General features: G+C 66.8%; 22 protein-coding genes and 1 tRNA gene. 15 read left to right on the forward strand and 8 right to left on the reverse strand.

The features are described from left to right. Positions 1-184: 184 nt before the first annotated feature. From HT136_RS02210 to HT136_RS02235, 6 genes are all read left to right on the forward strand, one after another. Positions 185-1417: an amidohydrolase family protein gene (locus HT136_RS02210; RefSeq protein WP_214197337.1), complete on the forward strand. Its 1233-nt coding sequence runs from the start codon at positions 185-187 to the stop codon at positions 1415-1417. Between the two features lie 177 nt (positions 1418-1594). Further along, positions 1595-3892 carry a TonB-dependent receptor gene (locus tag HT136_RS02215; RefSeq protein ID WP_214197340.1) on the forward strand — a complete coding sequence of 766 codons (2298 nt, stop codon included), beginning with the start codon at positions 1595-1597 and terminating at the stop codon, positions 3890-3892. Beyond that, on the forward strand, positions 3892-4374 hold the full coding sequence (locus HT136_RS02220; RefSeq protein WP_214197342.1) for a hypothetical protein: 483 nt from the start codon (positions 3892-3894) through the stop codon (positions 4372-4374). The genes HT136_RS02215 and HT136_RS02220 overlap by 1 nt, the downstream gene beginning before the upstream one ends. Next, positions 4371-5231, forward strand: a complete 861-nt coding sequence (locus HT136_RS02225) for an alpha/beta hydrolase (RefSeq protein WP_214197343.1) — start codon at positions 4371-4373, stop codon at positions 5229-5231. The genes HT136_RS02220 and HT136_RS02225 overlap by 4 nt, the downstream gene beginning before the upstream one ends. 11 nt (positions 5232-5242) lie before the next feature. Continuing rightward, on the forward strand, positions 5243-6568 hold the full coding sequence (locus HT136_RS02230; RefSeq protein WP_214197345.1) for a family 1 glycosylhydrolase: 1326 nt from the start codon (positions 5243-5245) through the stop codon (positions 6566-6568). A 77-nt stretch (positions 6569-6645) separates the two neighbouring features. Beyond that, positions 6646-10068, forward strand: a complete 3423-nt coding sequence (locus HT136_RS02235) for a glycosyl hydrolase (RefSeq protein ID WP_214197347.1) — start codon at positions 6646-6648, stop codon at positions 10066-10068. A gap of 27 nt (positions 10069-10095) precedes the next feature. Here HT136_RS02235 and HT136_RS02240 read toward each other — a convergent pair whose 3' ends face one another. Further along, a complete protein-coding gene (locus HT136_RS02240; RefSeq protein ID WP_246543279.1) occupies positions 10096-11034 on the reverse strand; it encodes a LytTR family DNA-binding domain-containing protein in 939 nt (312 codons plus the stop codon). Positions 11035-11303: 269 nt separating this feature from the next. On the opposite strand from HT136_RS02240, the gene HT136_RS02245 reads away from it, so the two are divergent. Beyond that, entirely contained in the window at positions 11304-12791 is a 1488-nt protein-coding gene (locus HT136_RS02245; protein ID WP_214197349.1) for a flavin monoamine oxidase family protein, read from the forward strand. Between the two features lie 183 nt (positions 12792-12974). Continuing rightward, entirely contained in the window at positions 12975-14018 is a 1044-nt protein-coding gene (locus HT136_RS02250; RefSeq protein WP_214197351.1) for a rod shape-determining protein, read from the forward strand. A gap of 162 nt (positions 14019-14180) precedes the next feature. On the opposite strand, the gene HT136_RS02255 is transcribed toward HT136_RS02250, so the two are convergent. Further along, positions 14181-14271: transfer RNA gene (locus tag HT136_RS02255), tRNA-Ser, on the reverse strand. Between the two features lie 339 nt (positions 14272-14610). Between HT136_RS02255 and HT136_RS02260 the strand changes: the two genes are divergently transcribed. The 3 genes from HT136_RS02260 (at position 14611) to HT136_RS02270 (ending at position 17283) form a co-directional block, all read left to right on the forward strand. Beyond that, the gene (locus tag HT136_RS02260) at positions 14611-15405 is read left to right on the forward strand and encodes a DUF1134 domain-containing protein (protein ID WP_214197474.1); all 795 of its coding nucleotides are present in this window, start codon (positions 14611-14613) and stop codon (positions 15403-15405) included. Between the two features lie 145 nt (positions 15406-15550). Next, entirely contained in the window at positions 15551-16729 is a 1179-nt protein-coding gene (locus HT136_RS02265; protein ID WP_214197353.1) for an amino acid aminotransferase, read from the forward strand. Further along, positions 16729-17283: a GNAT family N-acetyltransferase gene (locus HT136_RS02270; protein WP_214197355.1), complete on the forward strand. Its 555-nt coding sequence runs from the start codon at positions 16729-16731 to the stop codon at positions 17281-17283. Before HT136_RS02265 ends, HT136_RS02270 begins: the two co-directional genes overlap by 1 nt. 9 nt (positions 17284-17292) lie before the next feature. Here HT136_RS02270 and HT136_RS02275 read toward each other — a convergent pair whose 3' ends face one another. From HT136_RS02275 to HT136_RS26135, 6 genes are read right to left on the reverse strand one after another with little or no spacing between them, the layout of a single operon-like run. Further along, on the reverse strand, positions 17293-17910 hold the full coding sequence (locus tag HT136_RS02275) for a riboflavin synthase (RefSeq protein ID WP_214197357.1): 618 nt from the start codon (positions 17908-17910) through the stop codon (positions 17293-17295). A gap of 4 nt (positions 17911-17914) precedes the next feature. After that, a complete protein-coding gene (gene ribD, locus HT136_RS02280) occupies positions 17915-18889 on the reverse strand; it encodes a bifunctional diaminohydroxyphosphoribosylaminopyrimidine deaminase/5-amino-6-(5-phosphoribosylamino)uracil reductase RibD (protein ID WP_214197359.1) in 975 nt (324 codons plus the stop codon). Further along, positions 18886-19401, reverse strand: coding sequence for a hypothetical protein (locus HT136_RS02285; protein ID WP_246543280.1), 516 nt, complete (start codon positions 19399-19401; stop codon positions 18886-18888). The genes ribD and HT136_RS02285 overlap by 4 nt, the downstream gene beginning before the upstream one ends. A gap of 32 nt (positions 19402-19433) precedes the next feature. Next, complete coding sequence (locus HT136_RS02290) at positions 19434-20159, reverse strand: M48 family metallopeptidase (protein WP_214197360.1); 726 nt, start codon at positions 20157-20159, stop codon at positions 19434-19436. Between the two features lie 5 nt (positions 20160-20164). Next, a complete protein-coding gene (locus HT136_RS26130; RefSeq protein WP_343222082.1) occupies positions 20165-20677 on the reverse strand; it encodes a YcgN family cysteine cluster protein in 513 nt (170 codons plus the stop codon). A gap of 2 nt (positions 20678-20679) precedes the next feature. Then, on the reverse strand, positions 20680-21303 hold the full coding sequence (locus HT136_RS26135) for an SCO family protein (protein WP_246543281.1): 624 nt from the start codon (positions 21301-21303) through the stop codon (positions 20680-20682). 96 nt (positions 21304-21399) lie between these two features. Between HT136_RS26135 and HT136_RS02300 the strand changes: the two genes are divergently transcribed. From HT136_RS02300 to feoB, 4 genes are all read left to right on the forward strand, one after another. Beyond that, positions 21400-22044, forward strand: a complete 645-nt coding sequence (locus HT136_RS02300; protein WP_343222083.1) for an ankyrin repeat domain-containing protein — start codon at positions 21400-21402, stop codon at positions 22042-22044. 11 nt (positions 22045-22055) lie between these two features. After that, positions 22056-22709, forward strand: coding sequence for a COQ9 family protein (locus HT136_RS02305; protein WP_214197363.1), 654 nt, complete (start codon positions 22056-22058; stop codon positions 22707-22709). Between the two features lie 115 nt (positions 22710-22824). Beyond that, a complete protein-coding gene (locus tag HT136_RS02310; protein ID WP_214197365.1) occupies positions 22825-23079 on the forward strand; it encodes a FeoA family protein in 255 nt (84 codons plus the stop codon). Then, positions 23076-24917, forward strand: a complete 1842-nt coding sequence (gene feoB, locus HT136_RS02315) for a ferrous iron transporter B (RefSeq protein WP_214197367.1) — start codon at positions 23076-23078, stop codon at positions 24915-24917. Before HT136_RS02310 ends, feoB begins: the two co-directional genes overlap by 4 nt. Positions 24918-24980: the final 63 nt, after the last annotated feature.

Below are 24980 nucleotides of genomic sequence, written 5' to 3' on the forward strand. Positions count from 1 at the left end.
TTCGAAGGTGACGGCACCTGCGCGAGGCTTGATGTAGCCGCGTTCGAGACATTTGAAGGGGCAAGCCCGCCTTGCGGCCACAAGCATAGGCAGATGCTATGCTAACCTGAAATATGACTATTTTACTTTGTGGGTCGCGTGTCGGTAAACGTCGATCTGCGAAAGACAAGAACGGGAGAGTGCGATGCGGACCTTGATCCGCGATGTATCCATTTTCGATGGCACCGGCAGTGATCCGCGGCCCGGCTCCGTCCTGGTCGACGGCGAGCGCATTTCCCGCGTGTCCTACGAAGCACCGATTTCCGCCGAGGGCGTCGATTCGGTGATCGACGGGCGCGGCAGGATCCTGATGCCGGGCCTCGTCGATGCGCACACCCATCTCACCTGGGCCTCCTCGGTCGAGAAGATCTACCACCAGTTCATTCTTCCGCCCGAGGAGTTGAAGGTCGCCGCCTGGCGCAACGCGCGCGTCCTGCTCGATCACGGCTTTACCTCGATCTATTCGGCCGGCGCCCTGGGCGACATGATCGAGCCCGAACTTGCCGACGCGATCGCGGCCGGCACGACCCCCGGCCCCCGCATGGTCCCCTCGACGCTCGAACGCAGCCCCGAAGGCGAGGACGGCGTCGAGACCGGCGATGTGTTCAACGGGCGCGGGCCCGAGGCGATGCGTGCCTTCGTCGAATATTGCCGCAAGGAAGGCGTGCGCTCGATCAAGCTGGTGGTCTCGGGCGAGGACGCGCTCAAGCCGGGTTCGGCGATGGACGTGCTCTATACGGCCGAGGAAATGCAGGCCGCGGGCGAGGCCGCACGCGAGGCCGGTCTGTGGATCGCGGCTCATGCCTATTCAAACGAGGCGATCGGCCTTGCGCTCGATGCCGGCGCCCGGATCATCTACCACGGCTCGTTCGCCGACGAGGCGGGTATCGAGCGCATGGTCGCCGAGAAGGACCGCTTCTTCTATGCGCCGGGGCCGGGCGTTTCGGTCGCTGCGCTCGAGGCCAGTCCGCCGCCGCACGTCGACATGTCGCACATGAAGGCGAGCGCGCAAGTGCGCATGGAGCGCGAGGCGCGTCTCGTGCCCGAGCTCAAGGCGCGGGGCGTCAGGATCCTGACCGGCGGCGACTATGGATTTCCCTTCAATCCGCATGGCCGCAACGCCCGCGATCTCGAGCATTTCGTTCGCCATTTCGGTTTCACGCCAGCCGAGGCCCTGCGCTCGGCCACGCAGTTCGGTGGCGAACTGATGGGACTCGAGGTGGGGCAGGTGCGCGAAGGGTGGCTGGCGGACTTGCTGCTTGTCGACGGAGACCCGACGCAGGATGTTGCCATTCTCCAGGATCCGAGCCGACTTGCCATGATCATGAAGGGAGGCGTGCTGCACAAGGCGCCGGCCGAAATACCGGCCGCATCATAAGCATCATTTCGTAACTCACATCGCGGGAATTGTGTCGAGAGCTGCGCATAGCACGATGCGTCGGCACCGGATTTGCTCGGCCTCGGTCAAAGTCATCGGGGGAAATCCGGAGAGACACGAGGCCCGTATGAAACCTCAAGAAGCCAACCATAAGAAGTGACACTGGGAGTGAACACCATGAAGACCATTCGCAAGTTTGCGCTGCTTTCCGGCATTGCCCTTGGCACGCTCGGAGCCCCGGCGATGGCGCAGGAGGCGCAGGACACCGGCGCCGATACCGCGCAGCCCGGCGAAGGCTCGCTGTCCAGCGAGATCATCGTGACCGCGCAGCGCCGCGCCGAAAAGGTCACCGAAGTCCCCATCTCGATCACCGTCGCCAGTGGCGCCCAGCTCGAGCGCCAGCAGGTCAACACCGTGAATGACCTCGCGCGCATTGCGCCGAGCCTGGAAATTCAGTCGGCGCCCGGCCAGAACACCGGCGGTGGCGGCGCGATCCGCGGCATCGGCACGCAGACCTTTTCGCCCGGCGCAGTCGCTTCGGTGGGTGTCGTCGTCGACCAGGTCAGCCAGGGCAATGCCAATATTTCGGACCTCTTCGACATCGCGCGCGTCGAAGTGCTGAAGGGGCCGCAGGGCACGCTGTTCGGCCTGACGACTTCGGCCGGCGTGATCAACATCACCACCAACCGCCCGGACTTCAACGATTTCTCGGCACGCATTCGCACCGAGCTGTCGGACGCGGGAACCGCCGGTTCGAAGTACGGCTACCAGGTGGTGCAGGGCCTCGTCAACATTCCGATCTCCTCGGACGCGGCGCTGCGCGTCTCGGGCGTCGCCAACTTGCGCCAGGGCGTGAACCGCAACGCGACGACGGGCGACTACAACGACACCAATCGCTACAGCGTGCGCGGCCGCTTCCTGTGGGAGCCGACCGACCGGGTGAGCGTCAACGTGATCGGCGACTACGCCAAGAGCACCTATGACAACGGCGGCGACTTCTTCACGTTTGTGAAGACGAGCGGTCCGGGCACGTTTCTGGGCGGTGCCGGTTCCGATTACACCGGCATCACCGACCGTCTTGCCGGCTGCGGCGTGACCGTCAAGGAAGGCAACCGGGACTATTGCAGCGACGAGAGCTACCAGGGGCAGACCGAGAACTACGGCGGCTCGCTCCAGGTCGACTACGAGGCCGATCCCTTCACGCTGACCTCGATCACCGCGCTGCGCAAGTCGAACGAGACGGGCTACGGCGCCGCGTCGAACGTGTTCCGCGGCGACAGTCTCGAGCTGCAGGTCCACAACCTGCCGGTCGATCGCGAGCTCAGCTTGTTCACGCAGGAATTCCGCGTGAGTTCGGCGGCGGGCAGCCCGATCGAGTACACCGTGGGTGCGTTCTATTCCAACCAGAAGCAGGATCGCGCACCCGAGACCGTCAACGTCACGCTCGTGCCGTTCCCGGGGCTGGAAATCCCGATCGCCTCGACGATCACGCCGCAGTTGACCATCCGCGACGAATCGCTGGCTTTCTTCGGTCAGGCGACCGGCCACGTCAGCGACAGCTTCCGCCTGATCGCCGGCGTGCGCTACACGACCGATCGTCTTTCGCTCGACACCTTCGACACGGCCGGCGCGGTTGACGATCGCACGATCCTCAATGTCGCAAAGTGGTCGTGGCGCCTCGGCGCGCAGTACGATCTTGCTCCCGATGCGATGGCCTACGCGACGGTGTCGCGCGGCTTCAAGGGCGGGCAGATCGCGGTGCCGACCAATGCCGATCCCTATGTCGTCCTGCCCGAGATCCCCACCTCCTACGAGGCAGGCTTGAAGGCGACGCTGTTCGGCGGCTGGGTGGCCGATGCCAGTATCTTCTACATGAAGATCGACAATTTCCAGGCACAGAACTGCACCGTCGATGCCAATGGCATCATCTCGTGTGACCAGACGAACATCAACGGCGTGAAGACGCGCGGCGCCGAATTGAACTTCTTCGGCAACGTGACGCACAATCTTTCGCTCAACACCGGCTTCATCTATGCCAAGTCGACCTACCCGACCAATTTCATCGGGACCGACGGAACCAATATCGGCGGATCGCAGCTCGCCTATGCGCCGCGTTACAAGTTCACGCTCTCGGGTCAGTACGACATGGAGCTGAACGATAATTTCGGTGCCTTCATCGCGCTCGACACCCAGTGGAAGTCGCGCGTGCGCTACGAAGCCAACTCGGTGTCGGACACCACCTTCCGTCCGCACTGGATGGTGGGCGGACGGGTCGGCGTGAAGACCTCGGATGATCGCTATACGATCGCCGTTTTCGTGCGCAATGCCTTCAACGTGCACGAGCCGAGCCTGATGCAGAGCGACTTCCCCTACACCAGCACCACCTTCGCCGGTGTCAGCGAGGCCAATATCGGCGCAATCTACGGGCCGCAGTCGTTCCGCAACGTCGGCCTCAGCCTGGATGCCAAGTTCTGATGGCGTCGACCGCTCTGGACCGCCTGCTTCGCAAGGAGCAGGCGGTGAGCGCGGCGATCAACGCGGCCTTGTCCGCCGCGTTCTTCGCGCTGGTCTTCGGCTTCGCCGAGCGCCCGCTGGCAATGGGCGCTCCAGACAATTTTGCCATTGATTTCCTGCCCCAGGGGCTGATGGTCTCGCTCATGGCTGCGCTGGTTCCTTCGCTTCTGGTCCGTTCGCGCTTGCGCAAGGACGGCCGGGTTTGCCTCTCCCAGGGGCCCGGCGGCGGGGTGATCTTGCGCGAGGTCCTGGTCGCCGTCCTCGCAGGCTGCGCAAGCGCGGCGTTGCTGATGACGTTCGCGCTCGTCGGGCCACTCGACGGGGTTTCGGCCCGCGCCGCGCTGGCCTTCAAGATCGTTTACGGTGCGGGTTTGGGCCTGCTCTGCACGCGCCGGACGCTGGTGGCGCTTTATGGCCGCTTTTTCGAGGGAGCCCAGGCATGAGCGACTTGATCCGCGATTTCGGAACCCGGCTGGGGCCCGATGTCGTCGAGGCCATGCGGGCCCTTTACGAGGCCGAGCAGGCGCCGCTTGCCGCCGCGATGCCGCCGCTCGCCGCCGATTGCGCCTATGGCCCCGACAAGCGCAACCGGCTCGACCTCTACCGGGGCGAGGGCACCTGGAAGCCGGGTCAGCCGCTGCGCCCGATCGTGCTCTTCGTGCATGGTGGCGGCTTTCTCGTGGGAGACAAGGGCAATGGCGAGCACGGCTGGGCGAACGCGCATGTCGGGCGCTGGGCGGCGGCCAACGGCTATCTCGGTGCGGTCATGAACTACCGTCTCGCCCCGCGCGACATGTGGCCTTCGGGTCCCGAGGACGTGGGTCTCGCGGTCGACTGGCTGCGGGCGAACGCCGCACAGCATGGCGGCGATCCCGAGCGCCTCTTCCTGCTGGGCACATCGGCGGGCGCGGTCCACGTCGCAAGCTTCATCATGGCGCGTGACGACCATGCCCTGTGCGTGCGCGGCGCGGCGCTGCTATCGGGCCTCTACGGGGTCACCCCGCTCGAGGAGCGCGACATGCGCTACTACGGTCCGCAGGATTGCTATGACCGGCGCATGCCGCTTTCGGCGGTAATGAAGACGAACCTTCCGATGCTTCTGGCCTGCTCGGAATTCGATCCCCCGCGCTTCCAGACCGAGTGGGCCAGCCTGCTCCAGGCGCGCCTCGGCCGGCACGGCACGCTCCCGCGCCTGCACTACGGGCGTGGCCATAATCACTATTCGCTGGCGATGCACCTGGGGACGGCGGACCGACGCCTCTCCGACGAATTGCTCGCGTTCTTTTCCGATCCTGTCTGAGGCCCTATTCCATGACCGATTTCGCTCCTCTCGACCGCCGCGGCCTGCTTGCGGCTTCGGCCGCGCTGGCGGCGGCGCCGGCCTTCGCGCGGGCGGCCGCAAAGCGCGTCGATCCCAACTTCCCCAAGGGCTTCCTGTGGGGCGCCGCCACGGCTGGCCATCAGGTCGAGGGCAACAACACCGCCTCGGACACCTGGTTTCTGGAGAACCAGCAACCGACCGTCTTTGCCGAGCCCTCGGGCGATGCCTGCAACAACCTGGAACTTTGGGCCACCGATCTCGACATCGTGAAGGACCTCGGTCTCACCTCCTATCGCTTCAGTGTCGAATGGGCCCGGATCGAGCCCGAGAAGGGCCTGTTTTCGCAAGCCATGCTCGACCATTACAAGCGCATCGTCGAGGGGTGCCATGCGCGCGGGCTGGCACCGCTGGTCACCTTCAACCACTTCACCGCGCCGCGCTGGTTCAGCGCGCAGGGCGGCTGGACCGCCGCCGATGCGCCCCAGCTTTTCGCGCGCTACTGCGACAAGGTCGCGCGGGCGATCGGTGCGGACATCGCCATGGCGATGACGCTCAACGAGCCCAACATCCTGCTGATCCTCAAGGGCATCCTGCCGCCGCCGGTGTGGGACATGCAGCGCGCCACGGTGGCGAAGGCGGCCGAGCGGCTGGGCGTGGCCAAGTTCGTCAGCGCGAACGTCGCCGGACCCGAGGACGTCGAGGCACTTCAGGCCGGGCTCCAGGCCGGCCACAAGGCCGCGCGTGCGGCAATCAAGGCGGTACGCGGCGATCTTCCGGTCGGCTTCACGCTTTCGGTGGTCGACGAGCAGGCCGCGGGCAAGAACTCGCTGCGCGACAAGGTGCGTGCCGAAGCCTACGGGGCCTGGCTCGAGATCGCCAAGGACGACGATTTCATCGGCGTTCAGAACTACGAGCGGGCAGTGTGGAACGACAAGGGCCGCCTGCCGGCGCCCGAGGGGGCCGATCGCAACTGGTCGGGGACCGAAGTCTGGGCGCCCTCGCTCGCCGGAGCGGTGCGCTACGCCCATTCCGTCGCCGGTGTGCCCGTGCTCGTCTCCGAACACGGCGTGGGCACCGATGACGACACTTTGCGCGCCCGCTTCATTCCGGCCGCGCTCGAAGGGCTCAAGCGGGTGATGGACGAGGGCGTGCCGGTGCTCGGCTACGTGCACTGGTCTTTGCTCGACAATTTCGAGTGGATCTTCGGGTACAAACCCCATTTCGGCCTGTGCTCGGTCGATCGCACCACATTTGCCCGCACCCCCAAGCCGAGTGCCCGGGTGCTCGGCGGGATCGCGCGGCGCAACGCGGTGTGACGCAGCCTCTTGCGCTTGCCCGCCCGAGTAGGGCAAGCGCAGGAAAATTATCCGAAAATCAAGTTGGGAGTGCCGGAATGCCCGATCGCAAGTCGCGCGTGATGTTGATGTTGGCCACGATGCTGGTCGCCCCGTCCGCGCTCGCCGGGGAGCCGGGCACAGCGCCCGCGTCGGGCCATCAGGACAGCCAGGGCTCGCTCCGGGAAGCGTTCCGCGATCCGCCCAATTCGGCCCGCCCGCGTGTCTGGTGGCACTGGATGAACGGGAACATCACCAAGGACGGCATCGCCAAGGACATCGACTGGATGAAGCGCATGGGCATCGGGGGCCTCCAGACCTTCGATGCCAACTTGCAGACCCCGCAGGTGGTCGATCACCGCCTCGTCTACATGACGCCCGAGTGGAAGGACGCCTTCCACTTCGCGGTGGAGAAGGCCGATGAGGCCGGGCTCGAGCTGGCGATCGCCTCCTCGCCGGGCTGGTCTGAAACCGGCGGGCCCTGGGTCGCGCCGCGCGACGGGCTCAAGAAACTGGTCTGGTCCTCGACGAGCGTGGCACCGGGCACCCGTTTCCAGGGGACGCTGCCCACGCCGCCCTCGGTAACGGGGCCCTACCAGACGCTCAAGCCCGCGCTCTCGATCGAGGAAATGATCTCGGGTCATCCGGCCGAAGCGGGGCCGAGCTTCTATGGCGATGTCGGCGTCTACGCGGTGCCGCAGGCCATTGCGGCCTCGCCGGCGCCGGCCGTCGTGCGCGATGGCCTCGGCAATGTCCTCAAGGCGGCCGAGCTGGCCGACGCGGACCTCGCGGGCGGCGTCACGCTCGCGCGCAAGGACGGGGAGGCGACCAGCCTTCGCGTCGATTACACCGCGGCGCGCGAAGTGCGTTCGGCCACGGTCTTCCTTCCCGGCGTGATCGTGCCCTTTGCCGGGGCGGCATACACCGCTGCGCTCGAGGCGAGCGAGGACGGCACCAACTGGAAGCCAATCACCACGCTGACCCTTGGTGCGGTGCCGACGACGGCAAGCTTCCCGGCGGTCACGGCCGCGCATTTCCGGCTGGTGCTCAACCCCCGCACGCCCGATGGCGGCCTCGGGGCTCCGGCGCCGGGCGTTGCAATGGGCGGGCTGTTCGACGGCATCGGTGCGGCGCTTGCCAAGCAGCCGCTCGTCGTGGGGACCTTCAGGCTCGACGCGCAGCCCCGGGTCGACCGGTTCGAGACCAAGGCGGGCTACGTGATGAGCCGCGATTACTACGCCTTGCCCGAGGTGGCGGACGGTGCGCGCGGGGTCGATCCCGCGCAGGTGATAGACCTCACCGCCAAGGTAAAGGACGACGGCACGCTCGACTGGCAGGCGCCCGCACTTCCCGCGGGCCAGCGCTGGACGATCCTGCGCATGGGCTATTCGCTGCTGGGAACCACCAACCACCCCGCGCCGCCCGAGGCCACCGGTCTCGAGGTCGACAAGTTCGACGGCGCGGCCGTGCGGCGCTACCTCGACCACTACCTCGCGATGTACAAGGACGCGGCCGGTGAGGGCATGGTCGGCAAGCGCGGCGTTCGCGCGCTGCTCACCGATTCGATCGAGGTGGGCGAAGCAAACTGGACGCCGCAGATGGTGGCGCAGTTCCAGCGCCTGCGCGGCTATGACCCAAGGCCCTGGCTGCCCGCGCTTTCGGGCGTGCTGGTGGGCACCCGCGCGCAGTCGGACAAGTTCCTCTACGACTACCGTCGCACGCTGGCCGACCTGCTGGCGAGCGAACACTACGGCACCGTTGCCAAGGTCGCGCACGAGAACGGCTTGATCGTCTATGGCGAAGCGCTTGAGGACCATCGCCCGATGCTGGGCGACGATATGTCGATGCGCAGCCACACCGATGTGCCGATGGCGGCCATGTGGACCTTCAACAAGGACGAAGGCCCGCGCCAGACATTGATCGCGGACATGAAGGGCGCAGCTTCGGTCGCGCATCTCTATGGGCAGAACCTTGTCGCGGCCGAATCGATGACCGCCTCGATGGCCCCCTGGGCCTTCGCGCCGCACGATCTCAAGCGCTTCATCGACATGGAATTCGTGAACGGGGTCAATCGGCCCGTCGTCCACACCTCGGTCCACGTGCCGGTCGACGACAAGAAGCCGGGCCTCTCGCTTTTCATTTTCGGTCAGTATTTCAACCGGATGGAGAGCTGGGGCGAGATGGCGCGACCTTGGGTCGACTATATGGCGCGCTCCTCGCTGCTGCTGCAGGAAGGGCGCAACCTGGCCGATGTTGCCTATTTCTACGGCGAAGAGGCACCGCTCACCGGACTCTACGGCGATACGCCGGTGGCCGATGCGCCCGTGCACTACGCCTATGACTTCCTCAGCCGCGACGCGCTGGTCGACCTGCTGTCCAACGATGGCGCCGATGTAGTCGCGCCCAGCGGCGCGCGCTATCGGGCGATCTATCTGGGTGGCTCCTCGCAGCGCATGACGCTGGGAACGCTTCGCAAGCTGGCCGGGCTGGTCGAGGGCGGGGCCACGGTGATCGGCGCCAAGCCGGTCGGGACGCCGAGCCTGATGGCCGCCGCGGCCGGGGACGCAGCCGAATGGGACAGCCTTGCAGCCCGGCTCTGGCCGGGTGGCGCAGACGCGCGCGTGGGCAAGGGTCGGGTCATCGCCAGTGCGGACGTTGAAGCGGGGCTTGCTTCCATCGGCGTCGCGCCTGATTTCCGCTTCGTGGCCGAGCGGGCCGACCTGCGCATCCCCTTCGTCCATCGCCGTGATGGCGAGGGCGAGATCTACTACCTCACCAACCCTTCCGACCAGGGCGCCAGGATCGAGGCGCATTTCCGAGTGACCGGCAAGGCGCCTGAACTCTGGCACCCCGAGACCGGGACGAGCGAACCGGTCAGCTACCGCTTCGAGGACGGCGAGACGGTAGTGCCGCTCTCGCTGGTGGCGGACGATGCGGTCTTCGTGGTGTTCCGCAAGGATAGCCGCGCGACAAGCCTGACCGTGCCCGCACCGGCGATGCGGGCGGTCGCGAACCTGGACGGGGGCTGGAGCGTGCGCTTCCAGGCCGGACGCGGGGCTCCGGCCGCGCTGGAGATGGCAAAGCTCGCGCCGCTCGAAACGAATGCGGATGCGGGGGTCAAGTACTTCTCGGGCGAGGCGACCTATACGCGGCAATTCACCTTGCCCTCGGGAGTGAAGCCGGGCCAGTCGCTCTGGCTTGACCTCGGCAAGGTGGGCGATCTTGCCGAAGTCCGCGTGAACGGCGTTCCCGCCGGCGCGGTCTGGCACGCGCCTTACCGGATCGACATCGGCAAGGCGGTGAGGGCGGGCACCAACACGCTCGAGGTCAAGGTGGCCAACCTCTGGGTCAATCGCCTGATCGGCGATGCCCAGCCGGGCGCCACGCCGATCACCTGGACCGCGATGCCGACCTACCGTGCCGACGCGCCGCTGCGTCCTTCGGGCCTCATCGGTCCGGTCGTGCTCGAGGTGGGCAAGTAGGCGCGAAGTCGCAGCAGGGGGCAGGGGTTAGCGCGCAGCGAGTCCGGGTTCGCCTTGCGCCTTGCCTTCTCGCGCCTCGAAGTCGAGCAGTCCGGCCATTTCGGCCTGGTTACGGAATGAGCGGCTGACCGGGACCTCGAGCGCGTTCACGAGCTTGAGGCGCGGGGCCGCCCGGCTGCCGACGACCGCGTGCACCGCGCCATGCGCCACCCAGTAGCTGCGGTGCACCTGCAGGCCTTGCGCGCCCAGTTCGTGGATCGCGTCCTTGAGCCGATAAAGCACGAGCGCCTCGCCCTGATCGGTGTGGACGCGCAAGTAGTGCTGTTCGGAGGCGAGCGCGAGAATGCGCCCGCGCGCCGAGGCCGGCAGGCGCGCCATCAGGCCTGAGGCGGCTTGCGCGCCGACGGGCGCGGCATGTGCGTCGCCGCGTGCCGTCGCCGGGGCATGTGGCTCGGGCCGGTAGCCGAACAGCGGCATCCTGGCGATGTGGAACAGGCCCAGGCACACGGCGGGCCAGGCCAGATAGCCGTAGAAATGGGTCTTGAGGAACTCGGCGGGATCGAGGCTGGCGTCGGGCAGCGGGCGCCCGATCGGCAGCGTGGGGAACATGGCGTGATAGCCGTGGACCCAGAGGCGCAGGAACAGGTCCGAGGGGAACGAGGCGAGGAGCGCTCCTGCCAGCAGGGTCGCTCCCAGGGGCACGCGCCGGCGGCGCAGCGGCCCGGCGACGAGGCGGCAGAAGGCGTCGTTGAGCCACCATCCGCTGAACGACATGCCCATCCAGAAGGCGAGCGCGTGGACCTTGGGCCAGGCGATCGTGCGCCCGACTTGCGGCCAGCCCGAAAGGAAGCCGAGCAGCAGCGGAATGAGCACATAGTGCAGGAGCGTCTGGCGCGGGTTGAGGCCGGCGAGGCAAGGCTCGTCGCTGCGCCAGAATTCCCGCTCCCAGATTCGAAATCGCGGCATCGGCCCGTCCCCTAGCGCACATACGTCGAGCGGCCCGCGCCAAGTCGCGCGCACGGACGCGAATCCTTGGGTGGCGGTGCCAGTGCATTTCGTGCAGCACGAATGGTATCCGTGCAAGTTTGGCGGTGCGTGAAGGGCACCGGTGCATTTTGCCCGTCAGTCGGGAACCGGGCGTTGCGTGTGCATCCCCGCCCATCATCAAGGACGCATAGGCCTGGCCCGAACCGGGAACCGTCCATGCCATCCAGCTACTACCTTGGAGACCCTTGATGATCACTCGTCGCGCGATACTGGCTGCAGGTGCCGCCGGAACCGCTGTCCTGGCCTTGCCGCGCATGGCCTTCGCCGCCGAGCAGAGCGACGTCATCATCCTGGGGGCGGGCCTCTCGGGTCTTCATGCTGCCGAGTTGCTGGCGCAAGTGGGCATGAAGGTCACCGTCCTCGAAGCGCGCGAGCGTGTGGGCGGCCGCGTCGAGACCGTCCAGACCGTCGACGGGCCGATCGAGGTCGGCGCGAGCCAGATCGGGCGCGGCTATGCGCGCGTTCTCGATGCCTGTGAGCGCTATGGCCTCAAACTGATCCCCGAGGACCGCGACCTGCTTGCCTTCGGGGGCTATTTCAACGGCCAGTGGATCGATCCCAAGACCTGGGCGGACAACCCGCTCAACACGACCGTGGGCGAGGAGCGTGCGATCAACCCGATCCTGATGGGGCAGGCGGTTGCGGCCAGGCACAACCCGCTCAAGGAAGTGGATGACTGGCTCAAGCCCGAATTCGGCAAGTATGACTTTTCACTGCGCCAGCTCATGCAGCAGCAGGGCTACAGCGAGGCCGCGATTTCGCTCGCGCAGTATTCCTCGCCCGGCATCGGCCTCGATGGAACCTCGATGCTGCGCATCTGGCAGGAGGAGACCCGCAGCGGGATCGACCGCAAGCTGGGCGAGGCGGCCAAGGTCCAGCGCCACCGCGACCATCCCTTCGGCGAGGCGAACGACCACACGCTGGTCTCGGGGCTCGCCTCGATCAGCAACGTGGACGGCGGGCTCTACCAGTTGCCCGGAGCCATGGCCGCCAAGCTTGGCGACGCGGTGCGCCTGAACAGCAAGGTCGTCCAGATCGCGATGAACGAGACCGGCGCGACCGTGCGGACCCAGGACGGGGCCGCCTATTCGGCGCGCTTCGTCATTTCGGCTTTGCCCTTCTCGGTGCTGCGCCATGTCGAGATCGTCGCTTCGAAGGACAATCTCACCCAGCGCAAGGCGATCTCCACGATGCCCTACGCCAATACTGCGCGTCTCTACCTCACCGTCGAGCGACCGTTCTGGAAGGAGGATGGCTTGCCCGCCTCGTTCTCGACCGACGGGCCGATCGGCATGTTCTGGGGCATCGATAACCACACCGGTGAGGGTGTCCACCGCGCGATGGTGGTCATGGTGGGCACCGTCGCGCAGGAGATCGCGCGCATGGATCACGAGGACGCCGAGGCTTTCATCCAGCGCGAAGTGGTGCGCATGCGCCCGGCCGCCAAGGGGCTGCTGCGCTACCAGACCTACAAGGACTGGGCGCGCGACCCCTTCCAGCAGGGCTGCGGGTTCAGTCTCGCACCCGGTCAGGTCAACGCCTTCGCGCGCACGATGACCGATCCCTGGCAGGTCATGCATTTTGCGGGCGAGCACACCCGGCGGCTCGACTACGGCATGGAATCGGCGATGGAGAGCGGTGAGCGCGCCGCGCTCGAGGTCGCCGCGCGCGCCTGACGCCGGGCCATTACGCCCCTCCAGCCCTTGCGTTCCTACGGGCGCAAGGGCTGCTGTCGTGCCGGACGGACGTTCGGACGCAGCTTCGTTGACGGCCCTGAAGCCGCGATCCACGACCACGCACCGGCCAGGATTGTCTTCCTGGCGGGGGAGAAGGTTCTTCGTGGGAAAATGACTTCAGGAATGCGACTGTCTAACTTCTTTGCCCTTCCATCGCACGACATGGCGATCGACCTGGGTACCGTGAACACGCTCGTCTACGTGCGCAACAAGGGCATCGTCCTCAACGAGCCTTCGGTCGTCGCGCTCGAGACGCGTGGCGGCATCCGTCGGGTGCGCGCGATCGGCAATGATGCCAAGCTGATGATGGGCAAGACGCCCCAGAACGTCGAGGCGATCCGGCCCTTGCGCGGTGGCGTGATCGCCGACATCGAAGTCGCCGAGCAGATGATCAAGCACTTCATGGCCAAGGCGCACAGCGGATCGAGCCGCCTGCCGCGCCGTCCTGCGGTGGCGATCTGCGTGCCTTCGGGCTCGACCCCGGTGGAACGTCGCGCGATCCGGCAGGCCGCCGAGGCCGCGGGTGCCTCCAAGGTCTGGATCATCGAGGAATCGATGGCCGCTGCGATCGGGGCGGGCATGCCGGTGACCGAGCCGACCGGCGGCATGGTCGTCGATATCGGCGGGGGGACCACCGAGGTCGCGGTGCTCTCGCTCAGCGGCCTGGCCTACAGCACATCGGTGCGCGTGGGCGGTGACAAGCTCGACGATGCGATCGTGCTCGCCATCCGGCGCAAGCACAACCTGATGATCGGCGAAGTGACCGCTGAGCGTATCAAGCTCACCATCGGCTCGGCGCGCATGCCCGAGGATGCACGAGGGCAGGTCATGCGCGCCAAGGGGCGTGATCTCGTCAAGGGCGTGCCCGGCGAGATCGAGATCAGCCAGGCGGAGATCGCCGAGGCCATCGCGGAATCGGTGAACCAGATCGTGGAAACGGTGCTCAACGCACTAGAAAACACAGCTCCCGAACTCGCGGCCGACATCATCGAGCAGGGCATCGTGATGACCGGCGGGGGCGCGCTTCTCAACAATTTCGACGAGGCGCTCTCGCAGGCGACCGGACTGCCGGTGGTGGTGGCCGAGAACGCGCTGTTCTGCGTCGCGGAAGGCGCGGGTCGGGCGCTCGAGGACGACATTTACAAGGGCGTGCTGATCGCGGCCTGAGACATGCATGCGGCGGGGCGAGGTTCGTCCCGCCGCGCGATTCCGCGAACACACATCGGGCACCGCGAGGCGCTTGCCCGAAGGCAGCCTTCCGGCGGGCTATTGCGTGTCGGGAAGATCTGTTCGCTTGTCGCACGGGGCCCGCAGCGTGCTGCGGGCCGGTGGCGGAGACGGAGGGATTCGAACCCTCGGTACCCTGATAGAGTACGGTTCCTTAGCAGGGAACTGGTTTCAGCCACTCACCCACGTCTCCGCAAGCGGCTCAGGGGCGTGCCTATAGCCATGGTCTTCTGGACCCGCAAGGGGCCTGTGGCGCCTTTTTTAAATTCCTTGGTCGAAAGCGGAAAACGGGGCCGCGCCGGATTCGATTGGCCGCAAATGCGACTCGCTCCGCCGACCGTTCATTGCGGGGTCAGCCGTGGTTGATTCTTAATGGGCGATCGTGTTCTAGCGGCCGCACGAGGTTCGCTGGAACGTCGGAACTTTGGCGCAAAGGGCAAGTCTGCCCGGGAGGAGCGAGTACGTGCGCAAGCAAACCACACAGCGGGCCGGTTTCCGGCAGAGCCTGATCGCGGTCGTGGCCGCGACGGCGATGGCTGTGCTGGGGCCGGCGGGAACCGCCCGGGCCCAGATCCAGACGGTCGATCCCGATGCGGCAATCGACGGCGACCTGCAGGGAGGCTCGACGCAGTACCCCGCAACCAGCGCCCCGCAAAGCCAGCCGACCAGCCGCAATGGCGAGCTTCCCGCCAAGGACGACAGCTACCCCGATCAGACGTACGATCCGCAAGGCAGCGCGGGCAACGGCACCCCGGTCGAGCCGGCGCCGCTGCCGCAGGCGCCGAGCGGGGCGCCCGTCGCGCCGCCGCCTTCGACCATGCCCTCGGGCCAGGTCGGCGATGGCGCCACCTACCACGAGGACGATCTCATCGGCGCGGCCGAAGGTGTCTTCGGCAAGGGTGCGCAAGGCCTGGCCGACCTGATCAAGGACCTGCTCAAGAAGCAGGGTGAACCCAACGCCTATATCGTCGGACGCGAGGCGGGCGGCGCCTTCGCGGTGGGCCTGCGCTATGGTTCGGGCACGCTTTACCACAAGATCGAAGGGCAGCAGCCGGTCTACTGGACGGGTCCCTCGATCGGTTTCGACGCGGGTGCGAACGCGGCCAGCACCTTCGTACTCGTCTATAATCTCTACGACACCGATGACCTCTACAAGCGTTTCGGGGCGGGCGAAGGGCAGGCCTACCTGATCGGAGGCTTCAACGTCTCGTACTTGCGCCGGGGCGACACCGTGCTGATTCCCGTGCGCGCCGGCGCGGGCCTGCGGCTGGGCGCGAATATCGGCTATATGAAGTTTTCCAGAAAGCAGCAGTGGCTGCCCTTCTGATTGCGCATTTGCGCAATGATCTGAGCTGGGACGCGCCTCCATTCGGGGGCGCGTTTCGTTTTGGGCCCCGGTTGCGTTTCTTGTGGTCGCAAAGTCGCAATAGAGTGTTGCACCTCCTTCGCGGCGGGAGTAAGTGCCGCCCGCCATGCTAAGCAACCTTGAACAACAGCCCGCCGACGCGCTTCTCGCGCTGATCAAGCTCCACAACGACGACCCGCGCGCCGACAAGATCGATCTTGGCGTGGGCGTCTACCGTACCGGTGAGGGGGAGACCCCCGTTTTCGCCGCCATCAAGGCGGCCGAGAAGAAGCTCGTCGAGACGCAGGATTCCAAGGCCTACCTCGGCCCCGAAGGCGACATGGGCTTCGTCGAAGCGCTCATGCCCTACGTGTTCGGCAAGGAAGACCCGGCCATGGGCGGGCGCATCGAGGGCATGCAGACCCCCGGCGGCACCGGTTCGCTGCGTCTGGCGCTCGCGATGGCGAAGCGCGCGGGCGTGACGCGCATCATCGTGGGCAAGCCGAGCTGGCCCAACCACAACCAGATCTGCAAGGACCTGGGCCTTGGCGTCGTCGAGTTCAACCACGCGGGCGCGGACGGCCAGGTCGACATGGACGCCCTTCGCGCAGCCATCGCCGATGCGGGCGAGGGTGATGCCATCCTCCTGCACGGCTGCTGCCACAACCCCACCGGCATCGACTATTCGCACGCCAATTGGGACGAGATCGCGGGCCTGCTCGCCAAGAGCGCGATCCTGCCGATCCTCGACCTTGCCTACCAGGGGCTGGGCATGGGCATGGAAGAGGACGCCTACGGCCTTCGCCGCGTGCTCTCCGAAGTTTCCGATGCGCTGATCTGCTATTCGTGCGACAAGAACTTCGGTCTCTACCGTGACCGTGTCGGCGCGCTCTACGCGATGGTCAAGGACCCGGCCGACCTCACCAAGGTGATGTCGAACGGCCACAATCTCGCGCGCGCCAACTGGTCGCAGCCGCCAGATCACGGCGGTGCGGCGGTTCGTCTCGTGCTCGAGGACGCCGAGCTGACCAAGCTGTGGCTGGCCGAGCTTGACGAGATGCGCGATCGCATGCGCTGGGTGCGGGACAAGCTGGCCGCGGCCGGCACGACCGGCGGTGTCGACCTGACCCCGATCGGTTCGCAGAACGGTCTGTTCTCGATCATCCCCTTCACCCCCGAGCAGGTCCAGGCCATGCGCAAGGATCACGGAATCTACTTTGCCGGTTCGGGCCGCATCAACGTCGCCGGTCTCACCACCGGCAACATCGACCAGTTCATTGCCGCCGTCGCGGACGTGACCGGCTGATGGACTTCGATCGTCAGCCGGTCCTCGCAGGAGGCCGGCTGACGCTCCGGCCTCTTACCCAGGCCGATTGGGACGCCTTCGCGGGCGTCGCGTCCGATCCGCAGATCTGGGCGCTCCACCCTTTTCATGACCGCTGGAAACCCGAAGTCACGCGCGCCTTCTTCGAGCAGGGCCTGGCGCGCGGCGGAGCCTTGGCGATCATCGAGACAGCCTCGGATGCCTTTCTGGGCTCGAGCCAGTTCGGCGTGGTCGATCCGGCGCTGCCGGACGCGATCGAGGTGGGCTGGTCGTTCCTTGCCCGCGCCTGCTGGGGCAAGGGTTTCAACCGCGAATTCAAGGCGCTGATGGTCGCGCACGCGCTGACCCATTTTGAACGCGTGGTGTTCGAGGTCGGGGCCGGCAACGTCATCTCGCGCCGGGCCATGGCCAATATCGGTGGTCAGCTGACCGAGCGCATCAGCCGCCGTGAGTGCTGCGGCGTGATGGTCGATCACGTCACCTTCGAGATCACCCGAGCGAGTTTTGCCGGCTCGCCGTTGGCCAATGCGGTCTGATCTTCGCGATCAGGTGCGCAGCGACTGCATGCGCTGGAGGTAGCGGGCAAGCACGTCGATCTCGAGATTGACGCCATCGCCCACCGCCAGCGCGCCGATGGTGGTGACATCGGCGGTGTGCGGGATGATGTTGAGCATGAAGTGGCAGGTGCCATCGCTCTGGTCCTCGACGGTGTTCACCGTCAGCGAGACGCCATCGACGGTAATCGAGCCCTTGGGCGCGATATAGGGTGCGAGGCTCTTGTCGGCCGCGATCACGAACTGCTTCGAATCGCCGACCGGGGTCACGCGAACCACGTGGCCGATGCCATCGACATGGCCGGTCACGATATGCCCGCCAAGCTCGTCGCCAAGGCGCAGCGCGGGTTCGAGATTGACCCTCGCGCCTTCCACCCAATGGCTCGCGACCGTACGCGAGACGGTTTCGCCCGAAATGTTCACCGCAAACCAGGCATCGCCAGTCGAGCCACCTTTTTCGACCACCGTCAGGCACACGCCCGAACAGGCGATCGAGGCGCCGATGGCGATCGTGGCGGGATCGAACGGGCAGGCGATGACGGCGCGCAAGTCCCCATCCTGGCGCACCTGGCGCAAGGTGCCGATGGCGGTGACGATTCCGGTGAACATGGGTCTAGCTTTCCGTTGGATTTCGAGCGCTGTAGACTTCGAGGGTGTCGCTGCCAAGGCTGCGGCGTTCCTCGAGATGCCATCGCCCATGCGCGGCGGAGAGGTGGGCGAGGCCGAAATCGGCAAGACCCGGCTTTCCACCAACGAGAATCGGCGCGCGGTAGATCAGCAGCCGGTCGACGAGACCGGCGGCGAGGAACGCGGCTGCGGTCTGTGCCCCCCCTTCGACGAACAGGTGCTGAACCCCCTCCATGGTGCCGATCGCCTCGGGCGAGCGAAGCGCGCTCCAGCCTTCGGGGGCCTCGCTCCGGGTCAGCACCCAGCGTGCGGGGCTACGCTGTTCGAGGCCGGGCAGGCGTACGTCGAGGCGCGGGGCATCGGCGCGCAAGGTGCCGCCGCCAACGAGAATGGCATCGGCCTTTGCCCGCTGGGCATGGGTATGCGCGCGGGCCGGGGCGCCCGTGATCCACTGGCTTTTCCCGTTCGCAAGGGCAATGCAGCCATCGAGCGAGAGCGCGAGCTTGAGCGTGACTTCGGGGCGGCCCCGGCGTTGCCGGATGAGGTAGCCCGAAAGGCTGGCCGCACAGGCCGAACTGGCCACGAATTCGGTCGCGATCCCGGCCGCGCGGATGCGGGCGAGGCCTGCGCCGCTGGTACGCGGGTCGGGATCCATGCAGCCCACGACGACGCGGGCCAGCCCCGAGGCGCAGACGAGATCGGCGCAAGATGGCCCGCGCGTCGAAAGGTGCGCGCAGGGTTCGAGCGTGACGTAGAGCGTCGCGCCGCGCGCCGCGTCGCCCGCCTGGGCGAGCGCCACGGCTTCGGCATGGGGGCGTCCGCCAGGCTGCGTCCATCCGCGCGCAACGACCTTGCCCTCGCGCACGAGGATCGCGCCGACCCCCGGGTTGGGGCGGCTGAGCGGACGGGCACGCGCGGCCAGCGCGGCCGCCGCGGCAAGCCAGCGCTGGTCCTCGTTCACGGCTGCGCGCTATCCGGGGAGGCGCTGTCGGCGGGTTCGTCGGGCATCGTGGGGACGACGGCGCCTTCGGGCACCTTCACCTTGCCGACCTTCTCGAGCTGGGCCTTCTTCTCGGCGGCTTCCTCGGCGTCGGCTTCGCGGGCGATCTTGTCGACGTCCATGCCCGACCAGCGACCCAGCGTCTTGTAGATCTCGCGCACGTCCTTGTCGCGCCGGGCCTGCTCGCGGGCGAGCTCTTCCTTGGCCTTCTGGTTGGCGATGTTCTCCTTCAGGATTTCGGCGTCCGAGCGGCCTTCGGGAAGTGTCGAAATCCAGGTGACCTTGGGCGGGGGATGGGGGGCGGAGCCTTCCTGGCCCATCATCATGTAGAAGATGGCGAAGGTGCAGGCCGCCGAGACCGCGGCGATTCGCCAGCGGTTGTTTCCGGCCTGCTTCCAGACCATGCGGAAGTCGGCGAACATGCCGGTGGGCTTGACGTCCTGCCAGTATCCGGTGCGTTTCGAGAAGAGCATGGGGGCTATTTAGGCGTTCTTGCGGCCGATGGCTAGCCGAAGGGAAGATAGAGCGCGCGCCCGTTCAGCTTGAGCCAGCGGTTGGCCTCGTGGACCGAGCCTTCGAAGATGGTCTTGAGGCAGTGGTGGAAGGCGGGGGAGTGGTCGAAGTGGACGAGGTGGGCGACTTCGTGTGCGACCACCGAACGGCGTACGAGATCGGGCGCCATGATCAGCCGCCAGTTGATGCGGATGGCCCCGTCCGCCGCGCACGAACCCCAGCGTCGCCGTGCGCTCGAGAGCGCGAGCTTGGGCGTGGGTTGCGCGGCTCTTGCGCAATATTCGGCAAGGTCCGCCTCGAGCAGCGGCTGCGCCTCGGCCTGCATCCAGCGTGCGAGGCGCGGGACGAGCGAGCTGGCTGGCCCGCCGACGTGAAATTCGCTCTCGCCCAGCGTGACCCGACGCGGAGCGGCAGGATCGTGGAAGAGCGTGTGAGGCGTGCCGCGAAAGGCGATCTCGGCGCCATCGCAGACCGGCGAGGCTTCGGGCACCGCGCGCAACTGGCGTTCGAGCCAATCGCGCCGCTGCTCGGCGAAAGCCAGCGCTTCGGCGCTGCGCACCCAGGGCGGCATCGAGATGCGCACCGCGCTGCCATCGGGCGCGAGCCGCATGGTCATGCGCCGCGCGCGTTCGAGGCGGCGCACGATGATCGGGACGGCGCGTCCGGCCAGTTCGATTTCGGGGTCCTTGCGCGGATCGCGCCTGAGCCAGTCGAGCATGGCGCTCAGGTCTCCGGCCCGTCGTCCGGCTCGGCCAGCTCCCAGGGGTTCTGCCCGTCTTCGATCTCGAATTCCTGCTCCATCCCTTCGGGCCAGATGATGTGCTGCTCGAGCGGGCCCGCGTGGACTTCGCTGATCACCCGTCCCGCGACCGAGACGCCCGCGCGGCGGACCGCCTCGCGATCGCCGCAAACGAGATAGTGCCAGGCGGGCAGGGGCTCGCCCTCGGCGCGCAGGCGGTAGGCGCACGTCTCGGGCAGCCAGGGCAAGCTTCCGGCCGAGCGCAAGGTCAGTGTCAGGCAGTCGGGTACGGCGCGCTTGCGGTGCGGGTAGTCGGAGCAGCGCGCGGTTTTGGTGTCGAGCAGCTTGCAGGCGACATTGGTATGGTAGATCTCCCCGCTGTCGGCGTCCTCGACCTTGTGCAGGCAGCACTGGCCGCAGCCGTCGCAAAGCGCCTCCCATTGCGCCTTGTCGAGGCTGGCAAGAGGGCGCTCCCAGAAGGGTGGGGCCTGTTCCACGTTCAGTTCACCAGCGCGGCGAGGTCGGCGGCGACGGCCTTGGCGCCCTTGTCGACGGGCAGCATGTCGATCGGTTCGCCCTTGGGGTTCATCAGGTAGGCGAAGCGCGAGTGGTCCATGAGGTAGCCGCCCGATGTCGTCTCCCCCTTGCCGTAATAGACCGCGAAGGCCTTGGCAGCCTCGTCGACCTGCTTGGCGGTGCCGGTGAGGCCGAGCAGGTCGGGCCCGAAGGCGCCGGTCCACTGGCCAACGATTTCGGGGGTGTCGCGCGCCGGGTCGATGGTGATGAAGATCGGCTGGACTTTCGCGGCGGCCTCGGGATGGGCCTTGGCGAACTGGTTGAAGCCCTTCATCATCTCCTGCACGTCGATCGGGCAGGCATCGGGGCAGAAGGTGTAGCCGAAGTAGATGATCGTCCACTTGCCGCGAAAATCGCTCCAGCGCACGGCCTTGCCAGTCTTGTCGACGAGCGTGAAGTCGCCGCCGATGGCGGCGCCGGTAATGTCGGTGCCTTCGATCGGAGGGTGTGCGGGCGAAGCCGGCTGGCATGCGCCGAGCGACAGTCCGAGGGCGAGGGCGCTGGCCGCGAGAACGCGACGGGCCGTGCGGGAACGAAGATGGGTCATGGCGAAGCGGTTCATGCTCTGCTAGACCGTCTCATGCAAGGAGCGAGCTGGCGGATGCCCCTTGGCCTGTTGAGAATTCAAAGAAGGAAATCAGACGTGTCGAAACTCGCTATCCGGAACGGCTCGGCCCTCTCGCGGCTGATCCTGAAGGGAACCCTTGCCGTTGCCGCTGGCGCGATGGCGACCGCCGGGATGGCGCAGGCGGGCTTTTCCGACGGCTACAAGTTCCTTGAATCGGTCAAGAAAAAGGAAGGCGAGGAAGTCGAGCAAGCGCTCATGAAGGCGCCGCTCATCGTCAATTCCAAGGACGTCACCACCGGGGAGACGGCGCTTCACATCGTCGTTGAGCGCCGCGATCTGACCTGGCTTCGTTACCTTGTCGAGCATGGCGCGAAAGTGGACCTCGCCGATGATCATGGGCGCACGCCCTTGCAGGAAGCGGTCAATCTGGGCTGGCGCGAAGGCGCAGTCTACCTGCTCGAGCGGGGCGCGCGCACAAACGACTCGAACGACGCTGGCGAAACGCCGCTGATTTCCGCCGTCCATCGCCGCGACACCGAACTCATGAAGGCGCTTCTCCAGGCCGGCGCAGACCCTGACCGGGCCGACAATTCGGGCCGCAGTGCGCGCGACTACGCCAAGCAGGACGGGCCCACCAGCATGCTCGTGCGCACCATCGACGAGAACAAGCGCGCCGATGCCGGCAAGAATTCCAAGCCGGTCTACGGTCCGACGTTCTGAGGGAGTGCACGATGGCTGACGTGGAAACTCTCGCGCAACTTCGCTGCGTCCTCGCCCCGGCCGTGGCCGAGGCGGCCGCCTTCGATGGCTGGAGCGCGCAGGCGGTCGAACAGGCCGCACACCAGAACGGCGTCGACCCCGAGCTCGCCGCCTTCGCCTTCGGCGGCAAGCAGATGGCGATGATCGAGGCCTGGGTCGATGCGATCGACCTGGCCATGGTCACTACGGTTCCCGCCGAGTCGCTCAAGGGCGTGCCCGTGCGCGAGCGCATCCGTCGCCTGGTCATGGCGCGCCTCGACGCCGCGGCGGGCAAGGAGGAGGCGCTCCTGCGCGCGCTGACGATCATGGCAATGCCGCAAAACCTAGCGCGTGCCACGCAACTGGGCTGGCGCAGCGCGGACCGGATGTGGCGGCTCGCGGGCGACACCGCGACCGACTACAACCACTATACCAAGCGCACCACGTTGGCGGGGATCTATGCCGCGACGCTCCACGTCTTCGCGCGCGAGAAAGACCCCGAGAAGCCGGAAACCCGCCGTTTTCTCGAACGCCGGATCGACGGGATCATGCGCTTCGAGAAGGTCAAGGCGCAGTTCACGCGCCGGCCCGAGGAGCGTTTCAGCGTGACCCGGCTGCTGGGGCGGCTGCGCTATCCCGCACGCTGAAGCGTAAGCCCGAGGCGCGGCTGCCGTGCCTCGGGCCTCGCCCGCGACAAGGTGATACGCGATTGCTTATTGCGAAGCAGTTGCAAAGGCGCCCCTAATCTGGCAGCGCAAACCCATGACTCTCGATCAACAACCCATCGACCGCAAGGTCCGCATCGTCTCGGTCGACTGGAGCAGGCTGGTTCCCGAAGAGGCGCGGCGCCTCCAGGCGCTCGGGGTCGATGCCGGTGCCCAAGTCTCGGTGTCGCAGCGCGGGGTGTTCGGCGGCTGTGATCCGATCGCGATCCGCATCGGGCGCATGATTGTCGCGGTCCGCCGCGCGCATGCCCAGGCGATCGAGGTCGCCGACGCGGAGACGCTTTTCGCATGAGCCGTCCCCGCAAGATTGCCCTCGTCGGAAATCCCAATGCCGGCAAGAGCGCGCTGTTCAACGCGCTGACCGGTGCGCGCCAGAAGATCGCCAATTATCCCGGCGTGACGGTCGAACGCAAATCGGGGCGGCTGGTCCTGCCCACCGGCGAGCCGGTCGAACTGACCGACCTTCCCGGCGCCTATGGCCTCGATCCGACCAGTCCCGACGAGGAAGTGACCTCCAAGGTCATACGTGGTCAGTTTCCGGGCGAGGCCGAGCCCGACGTGCTCGTCATCGTGCTTGACGCCTCCAATCTCGAACAGCATCTCGTTTTCGCACAGGAATTGCTGGCTCTGGGCAAGCCGAGCGTGATCGCGCTCAACATGGTGGACCTTGCCGAGCGCGACGGGCTGGTGCTCGACCCTGCCGTGCTCGAGGAGGAACTGGGCGTGCGCGTGGTGTCCACCGTCGCGGTGCGCCGGCGCGGTCTCACCGAACTGGGCGAGGCGGTGGCATCGGCGACGCTGCGTGCGCCGGGACCCAGTCTGACCGAAATCGGCGCCGTCGAGCGGCGCGTGGCCGCCCATGCGATGGCGGGTGCGGCGATCCTTTCGGAAACCCGCCAGCGCCGCATGCACGCGCGGCTGGACGCCTTGTTGCTCAACCCCTGGCTGGGGCCGCTGGTGCTTTTCGCGCTGCTCTTCGTGATCTTCCAGGCGGTCTTCGCCTGGGCGACGCCGTTCGCCGACGCGCTCGAGGCCGGAGTGGGCGCGCTGCACGATGCCGTGCGCCAGACATTGCCCGACAATTTCCTGCGGGACCTGCTGACCGAAGGCATCATTTCGGGCGTGGGCGCGGTGGTTGTCTTCCTGCCGCAGATCGTCATTCTCTTCGCCTTCATCCTGGCGATGGAAGCCTCGGGCTACATGGCCCGCGCGGCCTTCCTGATGGACCGGATGATGGCGAGCGTGGGCCTGTCGGGACGCAGTTTCATTCCGCTCCTGTCGAGTTTCGCCTGCGCGATTCCGGGCATCATGGCGACACGCTCGATCACTGACCCCAAGGACCGCCTGACAACCATTCTGATCGCGCCGATGATGACCTGCTCGGCGCGCCTGCCGGTCTACGCGGTGATCATCGCGGCCTTCATCCCGAACGAAACCGTGGGCTGGGGCATCGGCCTCCAGGGTCTGGTCCTCTTCGCGCTCTACGTCGCGGGCGTGTTGGGGGCGATGCTGGTCGCGCTGATCCTGCGTCGCTCGATCACCAAGGGGGCGGCTTCGGGCTTCATCATGGAACTGCCCAAGTACCAGTTGCCACGCCTGGGCGATCTGGCGCTGGGCCTGTGGCAGCGCGCCTGGATCTTCCTGCGCCGCGCGGGCACGATCATCTTTACCGTCACCATCGTCTTGTGGATCATGCTCAGCTTCCCGCGTGCCGTGCCGGGCCAGAGCCAGGTCGACGCCTCGTTCGCGGGCAAGATCGCCAATGGCCTTGCGGTCGTCGTCGAGCCGATCGGCTTCAACCGCGACATGGCGCTGGCGCTCATCCCCGCCATGGCCGCGCGCGAAGTGGCGGTCTCCTCGCTCGCGACGACTTATGCCGTGGATGCCACCGACGAGGACAGGGAAGCGGCCGAGCTGGGCGACCAGCTCAAGGGGCACTGGACGCTACCGATGGCGCTCGCCTTCCTCGCCTGGTTCGTCTTCGCGCCGCAGTGCATGTCGACGATCGCGGTGACGCGGCGCGAGACCAATGGCTGGAAGTGGCCGGCGTTCATGCTCGCCTACCTCTTCGGCCTGGCTTACGTGGCGGCGGGCGCGACCTACTGGCTGGCGGTCTGGGCAGGATTGTAGAAAACCCTTAGCTACGACTCGCGCGTCGAGGGGCTATTCGCTAGGTCCTCGGTTCGAAAGTGC

It is taken from the genome of Novosphingobium profundi (assembly GCF_018491765.1).
Taxonomy (GTDB): domain Bacteria; phylum Pseudomonadota; class Alphaproteobacteria; order Sphingomonadales; family Sphingomonadaceae; genus Novosphingobium; species Novosphingobium profundi.

Excerpts from the sequence above, each read along its gene's own strand:
- HT136_RS02290 (WP_214197360.1), bottom strand. The coding sequence starts at position 20,159 with ATGCTCGACTGGCTCAGGCGCGATCCGCGCAAGGACCCCGAAATCGAA.
- HT136_RS02240 (WP_246543279.1), bottom strand. The coding sequence starts at position 11,034 with ATGCCGCGATTTCGAATCTGGGAGCGGGAATTCTGGCGCAGCGACGAG.
- HT136_RS02250 (WP_214197351.1), top strand. The coding sequence starts at position 12,975 with ATGCGACTGTCTAACTTCTTTGCCCTTCCATCGCACGACATGGCGATC.
- HT136_RS02285 (WP_246543280.1), bottom strand. The coding sequence starts at position 19,401 with ATGCTCTTCTCGAAACGCACCGGATACTGGCAGGACGTCAAGCCCACC.
- HT136_RS02310 (WP_214197365.1), top strand. The coding sequence starts at position 22,825 with ATGACTCTCGATCAACAACCCATCGACCGCAAGGTCCGCATCGTCTCG.
- HT136_RS02220 (WP_214197342.1), top strand. The coding sequence starts at position 3,892 with ATGGCGTCGACCGCTCTGGACCGCCTGCTTCGCAAGGAGCAGGCGGTG.
- HT136_RS02235 (WP_214197347.1), top strand. The coding sequence starts at position 6,646 with ATGCCCGATCGCAAGTCGCGCGTGATGTTGATGTTGGCCACGATGCTG.
- HT136_RS02245 (WP_214197349.1), top strand. The coding sequence starts at position 11,304 with ATGATCACTCGTCGCGCGATACTGGCTGCAGGTGCCGCCGGAACCGCT.
- feoB (WP_214197367.1), top strand. The coding sequence starts at position 23,076 with ATGAGCCGTCCCCGCAAGATTGCCCTCGTCGGAAATCCCAATGCCGGC.
- HT136_RS02225 (WP_214197343.1), top strand. The coding sequence starts at position 4,371 with ATGAGCGACTTGATCCGCGATTTCGGAACCCGGCTGGGGCCCGATGTC.
- HT136_RS02215 (WP_214197340.1), top strand. The coding sequence starts at position 1,595 with ATGAAGACCATTCGCAAGTTTGCGCTGCTTTCCGGCATTGCCCTTGGC.
- HT136_RS02265 (WP_214197353.1), top strand. The coding sequence starts at position 15,551 with ATGCTAAGCAACCTTGAACAACAGCCCGCCGACGCGCTTCTCGCGCTG.
- HT136_RS02275 (WP_214197357.1), bottom strand. The coding sequence starts at position 17,910 with ATGTTCACCGGAATCGTCACCGCCATCGGCACCTTGCGCCAGGTGCGC.
- HT136_RS02260 (WP_214197474.1), top strand. The coding sequence starts at position 14,611 with ATGGCTGTGCTGGGGCCGGCGGGAACCGCCCGGGCCCAGATCCAGACG.
- HT136_RS02210 (WP_214197337.1), top strand. The coding sequence starts at position 185 with ATGCGGACCTTGATCCGCGATGTATCCATTTTCGATGGCACCGGCAGT.
- HT136_RS02305 (WP_214197363.1), top strand. The coding sequence starts at position 22,056 with ATGGCTGACGTGGAAACTCTCGCGCAACTTCGCTGCGTCCTCGCCCCG.
- HT136_RS02230 (WP_214197345.1), top strand. The coding sequence starts at position 5,243 with ATGACCGATTTCGCTCCTCTCGACCGCCGCGGCCTGCTTGCGGCTTCG.
- HT136_RS26135 (WP_246543281.1), bottom strand. The coding sequence starts at position 21,303 with ATGACCCATCTTCGTTCCCGCACGGCCCGTCGCGTTCTCGCGGCCAGC.
- HT136_RS02270 (WP_214197355.1), top strand. The coding sequence starts at position 16,729 with ATGGACTTCGATCGTCAGCCGGTCCTCGCAGGAGGCCGGCTGACGCTC.